The sequence below is a fragment of the Pseudolabrys taiwanensis genome (assembly GCF_003367395.1).
GTDB classification, from domain to species: Bacteria; Pseudomonadota; Alphaproteobacteria; order Rhizobiales; family Xanthobacteraceae; genus Pseudolabrys; species Pseudolabrys taiwanensis.
The window spans coordinates 3802579-3818536 of sequence record NZ_CP031417.1 but is presented as its reverse complement, the minus strand read 5'-3'; the positions used below and the strand labels follow the sequence as shown (position 1 = coordinate 3818536).

Sequence of the window (15958 nt, the reverse complement as noted above, 5' to 3'; positions counted from 1 at the left end):
GGCTAGGGCGCACGTAAATCACCCAAACGATCCGCTAAAAGAAGGAAAGGCGCCTTTCGGCGGCTCCATCTGTTGTCTTGAGACGCAAGGCCGTGCGGGACCGCCTCGCGCTAAACCTATGACCAAATTTCCGCGGCAAACGGCCACGAACGTTGAGCCAAACCGCCGAAATGGCGACTTCGTCTCCACCACCGAATTCGCCATATAGCTCGTCTTCGCGCGTCAGCAACTAGCCGGCAGCTGAGCTGAATCCTGGGCATGACCCAGATCAACTTCCGCTTTGCCTATTCGTGCCGTCGTTGCGGTGAGTGCTCCCTCATCGCGGCTTCCCCTCCGAACCGGCACTTCCGGCACGTCATGACACCGGTGCTGGTCTGCAGAGAGTGCGGCGCCAGCGATCTTGAATTCTTTTCGATCGAGGACCCCACGAAGGAGGACATTTGGGGTGCCAGATCGCGGTCCACGCCGGCTGATTGACGGGCATCTGATATTGAATGTGCGACGCGAGGGAGCCGCACTATATCCCCCATCCCCCATCCCCCACTGGCAGACCTATCCCACCCACCAACCCATGCAACTCACTAAACCTACCTATTAATCCCTTTACATACCTATCTCTTTATCCATTTCCGTATCCGCCCTTCCTCCGCCGAGCTGGCCATCTTCCGCGCTGCTACCCCTCGACCGCGACGACGCCATATTCGCCGGCAGCCATGGTCACTTTGAACAGCGCGTCGAAGCCGTCCGGTCGTGAGTGAAGGCCGGATATCCGCTTCCTTGATGTAAATTGCTGTCCCCCTCGACCGAATCCCTCCCACCATCCACGAGGGACTCTTCATGTCGACCGCTGCACTCGGCCGCGTGCCGTTCATCCCCGAAGCCATTCTTCGGGCTCACCACGTCCACGAACCCGCCGACGACCGCTTCCGCGCCGCCGCCCGCACACGCCAAGCCCTGCTTCGTGAAGCCAAAGGTTGGCCCATCGGACTCTGGGCGACCGACACCGACAAGGCCCGCGAACTCGGTTCATTCCTCGCGCCGGAGCACGGCGACGCCAACTTCATCACCCCCGAGATCGCCAAACTCGCACGCCGCGAGGTCGCCTGGCGCGAGGATGACGCCCTCATCGACACCGAGCGCCTCTACCGCAATATGCTTTCGTCGATGCCGGCGTGCTTCAATCTCATCGGCCCACTCGCACTGGACCCGCGCCTCGCCACCGCCGTCCTTCGTCGGCTCGCACCCGATTTCGTCAAAAAGGTCAACGCCACCCTCTTTGAGCACAGCCCAGCGCGCCGGCACCCGGCCTTCACTCATGACCGGACCGCATTCGACACGCTGTTCAAAGTCACCACGACTGCCGGCGAACACGGCTTCGTCGCGGTCGAGGTCAAATATACCGAGTCGTTGAACGAGCCGCCGGCAAGGCTCCGTCCACGCTACGACGAAGTGTCACAAGAATCCGACCTCTTCGTCGACCCCAATCACCCACAGCTGCGCACCGCGCCGCTTCAGCAGCTCTGGCGACAGCATCTGCTCGCCTACACGATGGTCAAGAACGGCCTCTACACCACCGGCCGGTTCATGGTGATCGCCCCGTCGCTGAACCGGGTCGCGCAGGAGGCGATCGCCCTCTACCGAACCCACCTCCTACCCGGCGGCATCATCCCGTTCGAGGCCATTTCGTACGAACAGTACATCGAGGCGATCAGGCGCTCCGGGGCCGCCAACATCGCGGCCCTACTTCATGACCGCTACCTCGACTTCACTGCGGTCGACGCCCTCATCACTGACTGACCAGTCACCGTACCCAAGGTCGCCGGTCACTCGGCCGGCGACCGCCATCGGCCCACAATTCCCTCGTTCATGTCCCAGACACGACCCAAACTCATCGCCCGCTGCACCGGCTGCGGCGGCGACAATGTCCTTCGTGATGCCTGGGCCTGCTGGTCCAACGAACAGCAGGAATGGGAGCTCGCCCAGGTCTTCGATCATGCCTTCTGTGAGGCCTGCGAGACCGATTGCCAGATCGAGCTGGTCGAACCCTAACCACCCCTCGTCGTCCCCCCCAACCCGACCATTCATCGGAGCCCACTGAGATGACTTCCAAGACGATGCCCGACTTCAAGTGCTACACGACCATCAAGCGCGAGGGCCAAAAGGACGTCTGGATCGACGTCGGCGCCGCCTTCCTTCATCAGGACGGTGCCGGCCTGAACGTCATCCTTCAAGCCTTGCCGCTTGACGGCAGAATCGTTCTTCGGCCATTCGTCAATGAGGGCCGCAAGGATACCGAAAACTAGGCCACACCGGACTGACGATGCTCACGTTTGCGATCGGCGACATTCATGGCTGCCAGGATAAGCTTATAAAGCTTCTCGACGAATGCCGCCGGTACGCGAACGGGATCCCCACCAAATACATCTTCCTAGGCGACCTCATCGACCGAGGGCCCGACTCCCGTGCGGTCGTACAAACGGTCATGGACCTCCAGGCCCATGACCCGGAGAATGTCATCGCCCTCACCGGCAACCACGAAGAGCTTCTCCGGGCCTCCGACACCTCGCATGGCTTGCGCCAATGGCTCGCGAATGGCGGATCGGAAGCTCTCGGTTCGTAAGGTGTCACCTCGCCGAGGGACCTCCCCGGGCGGCATCTCGTTTCTGCATAATCCGCCGACACACTACGATGACGGCCGGCGATTCTTCGTGCACCCGGCATTCGGCCCTCTGTGTCGCTCGATCAACAAAACGCGACGAAGTACTGTGGATTCGTGAGCTGCTCAGCAATGAGCGCGGCAAGCAAGGTGTCGGCTAAGCCGCGCCGCCCTACGCTGTCATGCTTGCCATGATGAGCGGCGGTCAGATTCACGGGCAACCGTGGAGAACTCCTCAGCCAATCCTTCGGATTGTCTCGGCTTCCTCTTAAGGCCCTGGCCTGCCGAGAGACGTAAAGTAACAGCCCGTTGGCTTATTTGGGACGCCGGCCGCTCTTCAGGGGAGCAGGCTTTTTGTCGCCTTTCGGTGGAATGAGCAGGAAGGCGGACACGTCCTCATTGAGCGCTGCGGCCAACTTTTCAAGGAGCCCGACGGTCGGATTTTCAATTCCGCTTTCCAGGCGTGAGATGTACGAAACGTCGACGTTCGAATCCACGGCCAAGCTCTCCTGCGAGAGCTTCCGGTCAACCCTCAGCCTTCTCAGATTCCAAGCTACGCGCTTCGCCGCCTTCATCAGGCGATTGAGGCGAGTTTGCCGAGCGTTAATCCATGGATTATGGTCCAACCAATTAAGCGGCCCACGTCATTAGCTCAGTAAAGTTTTCTGGGCTGTCATTGAATTTTCATGTGAGCCATCAGGGGGATCGACGATGTCAGATGCTGCCATTGAGCAATCCGCGCCGGCGGAGTGGTTCTACACTCAGTCCGGCCAGCGAAAGGGGCCTGTCGCCGCGGCCGAGATACACGCTCTGCTCGCGGACAAGGCCATCGACGCCGACACCCCCGTCTGGCGTAAGGGGCTTTCGGATTGGCTACCGCTGTCCAAATCCGAACTTGGCGGGGTTCTCCGCGACGAACCGCCGCCGGTCGCCGCGACCCACATAAACAATGGCTTCGTTTGGGCGCTTGCCGTTGCGCCGCTCGCCTACTTCCTGATCGAGGCCATGATCCTCGGGTACCAGCTCAACACCCCGTATGAAGATCACCAGCTCTCGTCGGCGCTGCTCTGGATCATTCCCGCTGCGGCGAATGCCATCCTCTGCCTGCTGGACCAGCAGCAGCTCAAGGCGGCCGGATACAACTCAGCCTGGATCACGTTCTTCGCGGTGCTCCTGGCGCCGGTCTACCTGTTCGTGCGCGCCCAGCGCCTACGTCAGACGCCAACATATGGATTCGTTTGGGTGGCGACGTTTGTCGTGTCGATCCTCTTGCGCGCGGCTTAGAGGAGCGATCGATGCCCAATTCAGACGCGATTGTCCTCGGCCTGTTTTTTATCGCGGTCGCTGTAATCTACGTCTTACCGACGGTCGTCGCCTTTCGGCGACGGCATCCGAACCGTTACGTGATTCTCGTCATCAATGTCGCGTTCGGTGGCACCATCATTGGTTGGGGCATCGCCCTGGCCTGGGCGCTTCACGCCGTTCATCGGCCGAAAGACGCGCCGAGCGGCGGCGAATCAGGGCTCAATCTCTTCATCAATGACCCCAAGAAGGTCCAGCTCGTAGAGCCTCCGCCGCTACCGCCATCGACGGGCCAGGAGCTCGAACGCCTGCACCGTCTCCTTGCCGAAGGCGCGCTTACCCAAGCCGAATTCGACGGCCTCAAAGCCAAGCTGATCAGCGCCTGAGCCATTCCCGCGCACCATTGGTGCGCTCTCTTCTCGCGATCCGTAACAAACCTCCAGGACGATCCATGACCAAGACTACTGTATCGAACCGCTCCGCTCGCACTGTGCTGTCAACCGCCATGGTGTTCTCCATTGCAGGCCCGCTTATGGGATGTGGGAATCAGCTCGATTGCTCTGCAGATGAAACACGCCAACTCATCTATCAAATTGCAGGCAAGCGCTATCGCGACATCTTGGCGCTCCCCGACAACTGGACGCATCCCGCCCTCAAGTTCTCACTGGTCGACATCGTCACAAGAGAGAAAGGTCAGAACAAAGCGGTCTGCGCAGCCACACTTCATCTGACCGGACCATACGACCCCCGCGCCAAGTCTAGCTCCGAGCTAGTCGAGCGGGATAATGAGATCACCTATCAGCTCGAGCGGACCGATGACGGCCGCCTCTATGCGCGAATGTACGGCTTCTGAACACTTAGCACAAATTTACAATCTATACGAAAGCCGCGAGAGCGACTGCTCAAAACCCTGGCGCGCTCATTAGTGTCCTCGTAGTTCGAGGCGTCCAAGAAGATCGTGCCCGGCATTTGGCGACTAGCTCAGAGCTACGGCGTTGGCCTGTGAGAATTCCAGGGCGCGTGTCTTTAGAGATTCAAAGAGGGGATTTTCTCCAACTCGCGCTGCAGCTGCCCCTCGTGCACGCCTCTTCGCTGGGATCTGGACCAACTGGACCTCAGTCCGGAAGGTCACGGAAGGCGAGACAACGAACGACTTTTACGGATTCTTGACGACGGAGCCGGAGGAGATAGAGATTGGCTCACCGCCCCGGCCAGGAAGCATTGCAGTTGCAACGCCCGTTACCGGACGGCAAGCTTAGGATCGCCATCGGCTCCAACAAGGACGGGGTTATCGGTGACGGGGGAAATCGATGAGCCGCGATCGGCACGACCTGCAAGGTCTTGGACGAAGCAACTGCGCTCGGGGCGATTTAAATGTTCGAACCGAACAAACCTACGGCCTGATTTCTTTAGTCTTGGTCATCGTCCAATGGCTCTTTAATAAGTGCCGAAAAAAGGAAAAGGCCGCCAATTAGGGCGGCGTTACGCGCGCCAGCTTCGGTACCATCGCTGCAGTTCGCCTTGCTGCGCCATCTCCCGCCATCGCCTCGCCACGTCGAGGTAGACTTGTTTTGCCGCAAAGTCCCGTGCCGCCTCCGCCTGGCATTGGCGCCTGCGACTAAAACTTCGTGCCCCCGCTAAACCGGAAAATCTGGGTACTGTCGCACACCTCTCCTCCGTTCGTCTGCTTGGCGCAGTATTTGGTGATCGGATAAGCAAGATCGAAGCGTAAAGGCCCCAGTGGCGAATCCCAGAGGAGGCCGACGCCGACTGAAGACCGAATCATCGAAGGGCTGTCGAGGCCGACCTGCACTGTTTCTCCGGTCACGCTCCAAGACGTCGGCCCCTTGTATCCCCAAACGGAGCCGGCATCGGCGAAGGCCGCGAGCTTGATACCGATCTCTTTCGGAAGGAAATGGAGTGGCGTCTGCGCCTCCATGCTCGCGCCCCAGTACATGCTACCGCCAAGGGCATCGTTGTTGGTACCGGCCGTAACGTCGCGCGGACCGATGCCGTTGGATGCAAATCCGCGCACCAGGTTTGGCCCCATCTGAAAGTGATCCAGCATGCGCAGATCTTTGCCGCCCCAGCTCGCAATGGTGCCGCCCTGCACCTTCATCACGCTGACGACATCCGGGAACACTTCGTAATAGTTGCGCGCTTCCGCCTGCGTACGGATAAAGTTTACATCGCCACCGACACCCGCGAGGTCCTGCTTGATTTCGGCATACAGCCCGCTGGTCGGCATTTTAACGTTGTCGAGGGCGTTGTAGGACACCGTGTAGCCGACCGATGACACCGTCACCGGACCATTGGCCAGCTCCTTGCGAATGGCAATCGACGCCTCACCATCCGAATAGCACGAGTCACCGGGCTTGACGCCCGTGCCGCCGTTGACGATCGCATTCGCGGAATTGACGCAGTTGTTATATTCGCTTGCGAGCGTGATTTCCTGCCAATAGAGCGAATAGCGTGGCTGGAAGGCGATCTCTTCTGTCAGACTGAGACCGAGACTGAGATTCGTTCCGTAACTCTTCGTGCCATAGGATACGGTGGACGTCGCCTCCGTCTGTCTAAAGTAAAGACCGACACTGCCGGACATCCTGTAGCCCAGAAGATATGGCTCTATAAAGGACAGATCGACGCCGCGCGTATTTTCGCCATATGTCACCGACGCTTTAGCATACTGACCACGACCCATGAGGTTGCGATCCGCGACGCTGACCTCACCGACGACACCGTCGGACGTCGAATAACCACCCGATATCGAGAACTCGCCGGTGGCCATTTCTTCGACGTCGACATTGATCACCACGCGGTCCGGCCCGGAACCGGGCTCGTTGCTAAGCTTGACCGTCTTGAAGTAGCCGAGATTCTTCAGCCGGCGCTCGGCGCGGTCGACCAGCGCGCGGTTATAGGCGTCGCCTTCGGCAATATCGAATTCACGGCGGATGACGTAATCGCGCGTGCGGGTGTTGCCACGGATGTTGATGCGTTCGATATAGGCGCGCGCGCCCTCCTCGACAGTGAAAGCGAGATCGATGGTCCTGGTCTCGGCATGACGGTCCCCGTGGGGCCGCACACTGGCGAAGGCAAAACCCCGCTTGGCGGCCTCGATGGTCATGCCCTCAACGCTCTTCTCGACGAGGTCGGCATTATAAACGCTGCCGGAGGAAAGCTTGAGCCGGCTGCGCAACAATGCCGCGTCAATGGCCTGCACGTTGGAAACAATATTGACGGTACCGACCTTGTACTGCGCACCTTCGTCGACAGTGAAAGTAATGATAAATCCCTTTTTGGCGGGATCATATTCGCCGACAGTCGATACGATTCGAACGTCGGCATAGCCGTATTTCAGGTAAAATCGACGCAGCAGGTCCCGATCGGCTTCGAGGCGATCCGGATCATAGATGTCCGTCGTCTGCATAAAGCTGAACCAGTTGCTCTCCGCCGTCTTGATGACGTCCTTGAGGCGGCCGCTGGAAAAGGCCTTGTTGCCGGCGAAGCGGATCTCCTTCACGCCGGTCTTCTCGCCCTCCTTGATCTCGAACACGAGGTCGACCCGGTTGTTCGGCAGCTCGATGATCTTCGGATTGACGGATATATCGAACCGACCGCTGCGGTGATAGATTTCGATGATGCGCTGGACATCCGCTTGAACGGTCGGCTTCGATAACGTGCCGCGCGGCTTCGACTGGACTTCCGCCTTGAGTTGATCGTCCTTAGCTTTTTTATTGCCCTCGAAAGCGACGCGGTTGATCACCGGGTTCTCGACTACGGTGATGAAGAGGCGGCCGCCGGCTTTGTTGACCTGCACGTCGGCAAACAGACCCGAGGCGTAAAGCCCCTTGAGACCTTCGTCGATCTCGACGGGGCCAAGACGGCCGCCCGCGCCGGGATGGAAGTAGGAGCGTACGGTGTCGGCCTCGACCCGGCGGTTGCCTTGCACGATGATAGATTTGATCGTCTGTGCGACGGCTGCTTGCGGACGCAAAACACCGATGAGCCCGACAGCAAGCAAAAGGCAAACGGCCAACCACTGCAGCGGCGATATACATAGTCTCATGGGCAACGCGGCCTCTTTCCGGCGCAACGTGGTCTGCTAATGATTGTTGAAAGTTAAGCTGGACGGCCATTTTTCGGCCTTATCTCCAGCGCCTCGTCCGCAGGAGGCCAGATTTTCGCCGTCGGTCTAAGGCGTCACGAGTCTTTGCTGTATCACACCGACGATGGGTTGTTCCTAAATGTACTGCATTCAGTTCGAGACAACACATCATCCAAACGCCTCATCGCCAATTGACTATACAAGATGGCGCACGACGATCGTTTGTCTGGGCTTGTCCTGAGGGACCAACGAAGGTCGTTCCAATGTGCTGTCGAGCTTGGTATGGGGTATTTGGCGCAAAAATAGGTCTGTATGCTTGCAGAATGTTTCCGTTCGTTTCGATGTAAGCACATGGGCCATTCGGCGCGATAGCCAATTAAGAACAGAATTACGTAGCTGCCACCTTGCGTCGTTCGCATTCGCTTTGATCGAGCGCACTGCTGTACACCGACTTATGTTCGATCGTATTTATTCAGCCGACTGAGTGGGCTCAACGGAGGAAAACGTCGTGATTGGCTGGTTCGTTCGGATCCTGTTGCTGGCGGGCGGCGTTGTCGCAGGCTGGTTCGTGCCGCGAGACGAACTCGGCTACACCATCATTCAATTTGTCGTCGTCCTGCTGATTATTCTGGCGGTGTCGGTCGCGACATTGTACCTGCCGGTGCTCCGCAAATGGCGGAGAGACGCGACCGACAAGCCCGAGTAACCTTACGCTCCGTGGGAGTCGGCCACCTCGCCGCTCTGCGCATCGTCGCCGCTCTGACGCCCGCGGGCGAACAGACGCCGCACCAGCACGAAAAGAAGCGGGATGAAGAAGATGCCCAGCACCGTCGCCGCGATCATGCCGCCCATCACGCCGATGCCGATGGCGTTCTGCGCGCCCGAGCCCGCGCCGCTCGCGAAAGCCAACGGCGCCACACCGAGAATGAAGGCGAACGACGTCATGAGGATCGGCCGCAGACGCTGACTGGCCGCCTCGAGCGTCGCCTCCACCAGGCCGAGACCGGATTCATGTCGCTGGATCGCGAACTCGATGATCAGGATGGCGTTCTTCGCGGCCAGGCCGATGGTCGTCAGCAGGCCCACCTTGAAGTAGACGTCGTTGGTTTGGCCGAACAGCAAAGCCGCGAGCAGCGCGCCGAAAATGCCGACCGGAACCGCCAGCAAGACGGCAAAGGGGGTCGACCAACTCTCGTAGAGCGCGGCCAGGCACAGGAAAACGACGAGAACCGAGATCGCGTACAGCGCGGACGCCTGGTTGCCCGAAAGACGCTCCTGCGCCGAAAGACCGGTCCACTGGTGGCCGTAGCCCGCCGGGAGCTGCGTCATCAGGTTATCGATTTCGTTCATCGCCGTGCCCGAGCTCACGCCCGCGGCTGCTTCGCCCTGAATCTCGACCGCGGAAGCGCCGTTGTAGCGTTCGAGCCGGGGCGATCCGAACTTCCAATGGCCTGTCGCGAAGGCGGAGAACGGCACCATCACATTCGATGAGTTGCGCACATACCAACGCCCGAGATCGTCCGGCTGCATGCGGAAGTTCTTGTCGCCTTGCAGATAGACTTTCTTGACGCGGCCACGGTCGATGAAATCGTTGACGTAGCTGCTGCCCCAGGCCGTCGACAAAGTCGCGTTGATATCACCCAGGGACACGCCGAGCGCGCTGGCCTTTTCCTCGTCGATCTCGATGGCGTATTGCGGCTCGTCTTCCTGTCCGTTCGGACGCGTATTGGCAAGCAGCTTGCTTTGGCCGGCGGCCGCCAGCAGGCGATTGCGGACCTCGATCAGCCTCTCGTGGCCCGCGCCGTTGATGTCCTGCAGATAGAAATCGAAACCGTTGCTCGTGCCCATGCCCTGAATGGCCGGCGGCGCGAGCGCAAAGACCATGCCGTCCTTGATCTTCTGGAATGCCATCATGGCGCGCCCGGCCACGGCCTGCGCCGAAAGGTTCGGCGACTTGCGTTCGTCGAACGACTTCATCCGGACGAAGGCGATGCCGACATTCTGCCCCTGTCCGCTGAAGCTGAAGCCCGCAGTCGTGAACACGCCCTCCACCGCGTCCTTCTCCTGCTTGAGGTAATAGTCCTTCACCTGGTCGAGCACGCGCAGCGTCCGGTCCTGGGTCGCGCCGACCGGAAGCTGGATGATGGTCATCAGGATGCCCTGATCTTCCTGCGGCAGGAACGAGCTCGGCAGGCGCACGAACATCACGCCAACGCCGCCGATCAGCACCAGGAAGAGGACCAGGAAACGCATCGATCGTTGGACGATCGCCTGCGTGCCGCGACGATAGGCGCGTGAGCCGCGATCGAACATCCGGTTGAACCAGCCGGAGAAGCCGGTCTGCGCGCCGTGGCTGTCGCGCTGCCGCAGGATGGTGGCGCACAGGGCCGGCGTCAGGATCAGCGCGACGAGTACCGACAGGACCATCGCGGAGACGATCGTGACCGAGAACTGCCGGTAGATGACACCGACCGAGCCGCCGAAGAACGCCATCGGCACGAACACGGCGGACAGGACCGTGGCGATGCCGACCAACGCACCCGTGATCTGGTCCATGGACTTCCGCGTCGCTTCGCGCGGCGAAAGCCCCTCCTCTTCCATGACGCGTTCGACGTTTTCGACCACGACGATGGCGTCGTCGACCAGAAGGCCGATCGCCAGAACCATCGCGAACATCGTGAGCGTGTTGATCGAATAGCCGAACACGGCCAGCACGCCGAATGTACCGAGCAGCACCACGGGGACGGCTAGCGTCGGAATGATGGTGGCGCGAATGTTCTGCAGGAAGACCAGCATGACAATGAAGACGAGAATGATCGCCTCGATCAGCGTCTTGACCACCTCTTCGATCGACAGCCGGACGAACGGCGTCGTGTCATAGGGGTAGACGACCTCGACACCCGGCGGAAATGTCGAGGAAAGCCGACCAATCGTGTCCTGCACCGCCTGTGCCGTGCTGATGGCGTTGGCGCCGGTCGCCAGGTTGATGGCAAGGCCGGCGGCCGGCATGCCGTTGTAGCCCGCGCTGGTGACATAGCTTTCCGCACCGAGCTCGACGGTTGCGACGTCATTCAGGCGGACGAGCGAACCCTCGGTCGTGCTCTTGAGGATGATGTTGCGGAACTGCTCCGGCGTCTGCATGCGGCTGCGTGCGGTCACCGTGGCATTGAGCTGCTGGCCTCCCCGCGCTGGCAATCCGCCGAGCTGGCCGGCCGACACTTGCGTGTTCTGCGCCTCGATCGCGGCCGAGACATCGCTCGGCATCAACGCGTATTTCGCGAGCTTGTCCGGATCCATCCAAATCCGCATCGCGTAGCCGGAGCCGAAGAGCTGCGTGTCGCCGACGCCCTCGACTCGCCGAAGCGTATCGTTGAGCGTGCTGCTGACGAAGTCGGCGAGATCGTCCGAATTCAACTTCCCGTCCGTCGACACGAACGCGATCACCATCAGGAAGCCAGTAGACGACTTGGTCACCGAGATCCCGGTGTTCTGCACCGTCTGCGGCAGCATCGTCGTCACCAGTTGCAGCTTGTTCTGCACCTGCATCTGCGCGGTGTCGGGATTGGCCGCATTGGTGAAGGTGATCGTGATCTGCGACTGCCCGGTCGAGGTCGACGTCGAGGTGATGTAGTCGAGATTGTCGATGCCGGTCATGCCCTGCTCGATGACCTTCGTCACCGAGTTCTCGACTGTCTGCGCATCGGCGCCAGCATAGTTCGCCGAGATGCGCACCGTGGTCGGAGCGATCTGCGGATATTGCGAGACCGAAAGTGTCTGCAACGCCAACAGGCCACCGAGCATGATGACGATGGCGATGACCCAGGCGAAAATCGGTCGGTCTATGAAAAAACGAGACATGCGCTACTTCCCCGCCGAGGAAGCGCCCGACGTCCCACCACCCTGCGCCGTTTGCGTAGAATCGAGCGAGCCCTGCTTGCGCTCGAGCACCTCGCCCGTGTTCTCGTCGATCGTCACTTCGGTCCCGGTGACATCCTGACCCGGCCGCACGCGCTGCGCGCCTTCGACGATCACCCGGTCGCCGTCCTGGACGCCGGCGCTCGCCAGCCAGTTGTTGCCGACATTGCGGTCGATCGTCAGCACCCGCTGCACCACTTTGCCGTCCTTGCCGACGAACATGGCCGTCGCTTCACCCTTGGTGTCGCGTGTGACGGCGCGCTGCGGCACGACATAGCTGTTCTCGGCCACGCCCTGTTCGATAATTGCACGCACATACATGCCGGGCAGCAGCAGCCGGTCCGGATTGGGGAAGGTCGCGCGCAAGGCGAACGTGCCTGTGGTCTCGCTGACGTTCGACTCGACGAAAGCGAACTTGCCGAGGTGCGCGTAGGTCGTGCCGTTTTCGAGCAGCAACTTCACGCTTATGTCGGGTCCCGCGAATTTCAGCCGCCCCTCGCCGATGGCCTTGCGCCAGTTGAGCAGGTTGGTGCTGGACTCCGTCACGTCGACGTTGATCGGGTCGATGGTGCGGATGGTGGTGAGAATTGTAGTTTGGCTTGCGGTCACCAACGCGCCCGGCGTGAGCGACGATTTGTCGATCCGACCGCCGATCGGCGCCGTGATCTTCGTGTATTCGAGATTGATACGGGCGGTTTCGACGCTCGCCTTGCCCGACGCGACGTCCGCTTGCGCTTGTGCCAACGTTGCCAAGGCGTCATCGAGGTCCTGCTTGCTGACGGCGCTCTGTTTGGCCAAGGATTGATAACGATCGACCTTGGCCTGCGCGCTCGGCACAGACGCTTCCGCCTTCCGCAAGGACGCCAATGCGCTGTCTAGAGATGCTTGATAGGGAGCCGGATCGATCTGATAGAGGACATCGCCGACTTTGACTTCGCCACCCTCCTGAAACAGGCGCGATTGAATGATGCCGCCGACCTGTGGGCGCACTTCCGCCGTCAGCGATGCTGTCGTGCGGCCCGGCAACTCGGTCGTGATCACCACGGATTGCGGATGCAGCGTAACGACACTCACGTCCGGGCGCGGCAAGACACTGGTCTTTTGCGCGCTCTCCTGACCGCAGGCGGCAAGCGACAAAACGAACACGAGCGCCACGGCGCGGCCGCGCGCCCTGGCGGAAAAGAATTTGCTTTCATGCATCGACGAATGCATCCGCATTTACAGTACTGTTTGGTACTATTATTATCACTGGCGCGAAGAGTCAACTTAAGAACGGTATCCGAATTTAAATGCCGAAATCCCGTACAAGCCCCGACATCGTGAAAGCTGCGAAAAAGCCACAATCCGCGCATCGCCGGCGCGGACGACCAAAGGTGATGCCGGACGACACGCAACGCGCAAACATCATTGCATGTGCGGGCCGCCTGCTCGTGGAAAAGGGATACGGACGGACCACGACAGATGACGTTGCCGCACTATGCCGAATCTCGAAGCAGACGCTGTATCGCCTATTCCCAAACAAAGCCGCAGTGTTAGCTGCCGTCATTGACGCACATCGGCAGAGCGTGCTTGCACTCCCGGGCGACTACGATGCGCTGCCGCTCAATGTCGCGCTCGAGACCATCTTCAAGATCGATATCAGCGCTCAGACCAATCAGGAGCGGATCGCCGTCATTCTTGCGATCATGGCGGAAGCACCGAAGTTCCCTGAACTTCAGCGGATCGTGCGACGGCACGGCGTCGACGCGTCACAGGCCGAATTGGCGGCATGGCTCGCCGGCGAGCAGAAGCGCGGACGCATTGCCATTGACGACGTCGACAGTGCCGCGTCCATTCTCATGGATATGGTGTTCAGCCGGATCTTCAGGCCCGGCCTAGGACTTACCATGCCGACGCCCAAAGAGCTGCAAACGCACATCCGACGTTGCGTTTCGATATTCCTCCACGGAGTCGCTCCGCACAGGACCATGATCTAGGCCTCGTGAATACCTTTACGTTGCCGTCTACTCCCGCGATAACGCCACGACAGGATCGAGCTTCGATGCATTGCGCGCCGGCATATAGCCGAATGCGACACCGATTATCGTCGAAGACACGATGGCGACCACAACCGACGTCGTCGAATAGATGAGCCTAAAGCCCACGTCGAAGACGTTGAACACCGCGCCGAAACCAACAGCGAGGCCGATCCCGAGCGTGCCGCCGATCAGGCACACCAGCACGGCCTCGATCAAGAACTGCTGCAGGATATCGGTCTGGCGGGCGCCAACCGCCATGCGCACACCGATCTCACTGATGCGTTCGGAGACGGACACCAACATGATGTTCATCACCCCGATGCCGCCGACGATCAGGGAGATCACGGCGATGGCTGCGACCAGCAACGTCAGAATCTGGGTGGTGCTCTGGATGGTGCGTCGAATGTCGTCGGTGTTGAGAATGAAGAAGTCCTTGGCGTTGTGGCGCTCGGTCAGCAGACGCGTGACCGCCTGCTCGGCCGCATCCGTCGATGTCGTATCGTTGACGCGGACGCTGACGCTGCGGAGCGACCGATCACCGAGGAAGCGCGCCTGTACCGTGGTGTAGGGCAGATACACTGTCGGATTGGCGCTGGAACCGAAGCCGCTCTGCTGCTGACGGGTGACACCAACAACGCGGCACGGCACTCGACCGACGAGGATGACCTGGCCTACAGGGCTTGTCGTGCCGTCGGGAAACAGCGCCTTGCGCGCGTTGTCATCGATCACCGCATCCTGGGCATAGCTGCGCACGCTGTCCGCATCGAGGAAGCCGCCCTCGGCAAGTTGGGTGCCCTTGACCTGAAAGTACTGTTCGCCGACACCGCTGATCTGCGCACTGGCCTCGATCGCGCCGAACCGAAGCGTGCTGGAGGTCGACACTGTCGGCGCCACAGCGGCCACATAAGGCTGTTGCGCCAGCGCCCGCGCATCCGCCACCACGAGGGTCTTGATCTTGGCCGAGCGTGTATCGCCAAAATCCTTGCCCGGAAAGATCTCGAGCGTATTGGTGCCGAGGCTGTTGATATTGGCCAGTACCCGCTCCTGCGAGCCCGACCCCAGTGCGACGACGCAGACCACCGAGGCGACACCGATGATGATGCCGAGCATGGTCAGGAGCGCGCGCAGGCGATGGGCATTCATCGACGACAGCGCCATGCGCAGCGCTTCCCAAAAACGGCTCAATCCTGCGCGCCAACGTGGTGCCCGCGGCACACCAATTCCGGCGCCTTGGACACCGGCCGCACGCATCTTAGCAACGGCGGCGTCATCGTCGGCATTAGGACGATCCGAGACGACCGCGCCGTCGCGCAACTCGATGATCCGCCGCGCGCGCCGGGCCACCGCCATGTCATGCGTGACGATGATCACCGTGCGGCCTTCGGCGTGGATCTCGTCCAAAATGCGCAACACCTCTTCGCCGCTGCGGCTGTCGAGTGCACCGGTCGGTTCGTCGGCCAGGATCACGTCGGCGCCGTTGATCAGGGCACGCGCGATGGACACACGCTGCTGCTGACCGCCTGAGAGCTGCCCCGGCGTATGCGCCTGACGCTTGTCCATGCCGAGACGATGAAGCAAGCCCGCCGCACGGTCGTGGCGATCGGCGGACGACAGCCCGGCATAGACCGCCGGCATCTCTACATTGCCGATCGCGGTGAGCTCGCCGAGCAGATGATAACGCTGGAAGATGAAACCGAAGTGCTCTCGCCGCAGCGCGGCGAGTTCGTCCCCATCGAGGGAGGCGACATCGCGGCCGGCGATGCGGTAATGACCGGAGGTCGAACGATCGAGGCAGCCGAGGATGTTCATCAGCGTCGACTTACCCGAGCCTGATGCACCCACGATCGCGACCATCTCGCCGGCGTCGATGCGGATATCGATACGATCAAGCGCGACGACGGTGGATTCGCCCGAGGTATAGACGCGGCTGACCTTGTCGAGAACGATCAGAGGCTCGCCCAT

The 15958-nt window shown here is 60.6% G+C and carries 14 protein-coding genes and 1 pseudogene; 10 read left to right on the top strand and 5 right to left on the bottom strand.

Features of this window, described 5'->3' with window-relative positions; translation table 11 throughout:
• Positions 1 to 837: 837 nt before the first annotated feature.
• The 4 genes from DW352_RS18140 to DW352_RS18125 all read left to right on the top strand — a co-directional run bounded on the left by DW352_RS18140 (position 838) and on the right by DW352_RS18125 (position 2620).
• Entirely contained in the window at positions 838 to 1797 is a 960-nt protein-coding gene (locus DW352_RS18140) for a PGN_0703 family putative restriction endonuclease (RefSeq protein WP_115692652.1), read from the top strand.
• A gap of 69 nt (positions 1798 to 1866) precedes the next feature.
• Positions 1867 to 2049 (top strand): hypothetical protein, encoded by a 183-nt coding sequence (locus DW352_RS18135; RefSeq protein ID WP_115692651.1) that lies wholly within the window; start codon positions 1867 to 1869, stop codon positions 2047 to 2049.
• A 50-nt stretch (positions 2050 to 2099) separates the two neighbouring features.
• On the top strand, positions 2100 to 2303 hold the full coding sequence (locus DW352_RS18130; RefSeq protein WP_115692650.1) for a hypothetical protein: 204 nt from the start codon (positions 2100 to 2102) through the stop codon (positions 2301 to 2303).
• A gap of 17 nt (positions 2304 to 2320) precedes the next feature.
• On the top strand, positions 2321 to 2620 hold the full coding sequence (locus tag DW352_RS18125; RefSeq protein ID WP_115692649.1) for a metallophosphoesterase: 300 nt from the start codon (positions 2321 to 2323) through the stop codon (positions 2618 to 2620).
• A 350-nt stretch (positions 2621 to 2970) separates the two neighbouring features.
• Here DW352_RS18125 and DW352_RS18120 read toward each other — a convergent pair whose 3' ends face one another.
• Complete coding sequence (locus tag DW352_RS18120; protein ID WP_245434165.1) at positions 2971 to 3153, bottom strand: helix-turn-helix domain-containing protein; 183 nt, start codon at positions 3151 to 3153, stop codon at positions 2971 to 2973.
• A gap of 214 nt (positions 3154 to 3367) precedes the next feature.
• Here DW352_RS18120 and DW352_RS18115 point away from each other — a divergent pair, with 214 nt between their 5' ends.
• The 4 genes and pseudogenes from DW352_RS18115 to DW352_RS27370 all read left to right on the top strand — a co-directional run.
• Positions 3368 to 3940 carry a DUF4339 domain-containing protein gene (locus DW352_RS18115; protein ID WP_115692647.1) on the top strand — a complete coding sequence of 191 codons (573 nt, stop codon included), beginning with the start codon at positions 3368 to 3370 and terminating at the stop codon, positions 3938 to 3940.
• Positions 3895 to 4344: a superinfection immunity protein gene (locus DW352_RS18110; protein ID WP_162827035.1), complete on the top strand. Its 450-nt coding sequence runs from the start codon at positions 3895 to 3897 to the stop codon at positions 4342 to 4344. The genes DW352_RS18115 and DW352_RS18110 overlap by 46 nt, the downstream gene beginning before the upstream one ends.
• Before the next feature lie 65 nt (positions 4345 to 4409).
• Positions 4410 to 4811 (top strand): hypothetical protein, encoded by a 402-nt coding sequence (locus DW352_RS18105; protein ID WP_115692645.1) that lies wholly within the window; start codon positions 4410 to 4412, stop codon positions 4809 to 4811.
• A 235-nt stretch (positions 4812 to 5046) separates the two neighbouring features.
• A pseudogene (locus DW352_RS27370) lies at positions 5047 to 5272 on the top strand (SOS response-associated peptidase); the annotation flags it as partial.
• A 304-nt stretch (positions 5273 to 5576) separates the two neighbouring features.
• Here DW352_RS27370 and bamA read toward each other — a convergent pair.
• Positions 5577 to 8024 (bottom strand): outer membrane protein assembly factor BamA, encoded by a 2448-nt coding sequence (gene bamA, locus DW352_RS18095; RefSeq protein ID WP_115692644.1) that lies wholly within the window; start codon positions 8022 to 8024, stop codon positions 5577 to 5579.
• 547 nt (positions 8025 to 8571) lie between these two features.
• Between bamA and DW352_RS18090 the strand changes: the two genes are divergently transcribed.
• Positions 8572 to 8769: a hypothetical protein gene (locus DW352_RS18090; protein WP_162827034.1), complete on the top strand. Its 198-nt coding sequence runs from the start codon at positions 8572 to 8574 to the stop codon at positions 8767 to 8769.
• A 2-nt stretch (positions 8770 to 8771) separates the two neighbouring features.
• Here the strand turns inward: DW352_RS18090 and DW352_RS18085 are convergent, their stop codons facing one another.
• Both DW352_RS18085 and DW352_RS18080 read right to left on the bottom strand, forming a co-directional pair.
• Positions 8772 to 11921 (bottom strand): efflux RND transporter permease subunit, encoded by a 3150-nt coding sequence (locus tag DW352_RS18085; RefSeq protein ID WP_115692642.1) that lies wholly within the window; start codon positions 11919 to 11921, stop codon positions 8772 to 8774.
• Between the two features lie 3 nt (positions 11922 to 11924).
• On the bottom strand, positions 11925 to 13178 hold the full coding sequence (locus DW352_RS18080; protein ID WP_115694479.1) for an efflux RND transporter periplasmic adaptor subunit: 1254 nt from the start codon (positions 13176 to 13178) through the stop codon (positions 11925 to 11927).
• A gap of 89 nt (positions 13179 to 13267) precedes the next feature.
• On the opposite strand from DW352_RS18080, the gene DW352_RS18075 reads away from it, so the two are divergent.
• Positions 13268 to 13954: a TetR/AcrR family transcriptional regulator gene (locus DW352_RS18075; RefSeq protein ID WP_115692641.1), complete on the top strand. Its 687-nt coding sequence runs from the start codon at positions 13268 to 13270 to the stop codon at positions 13952 to 13954.
• A 27-nt stretch (positions 13955 to 13981) separates the two neighbouring features.
• Here DW352_RS18075 and DW352_RS18070 read toward each other — a convergent pair whose 3' ends face one another.
• Entirely contained in the window at positions 13982 to 15958 is a 1977-nt protein-coding gene (locus tag DW352_RS18070; RefSeq protein ID WP_115692640.1) for a MacB family efflux pump subunit, read from the bottom strand.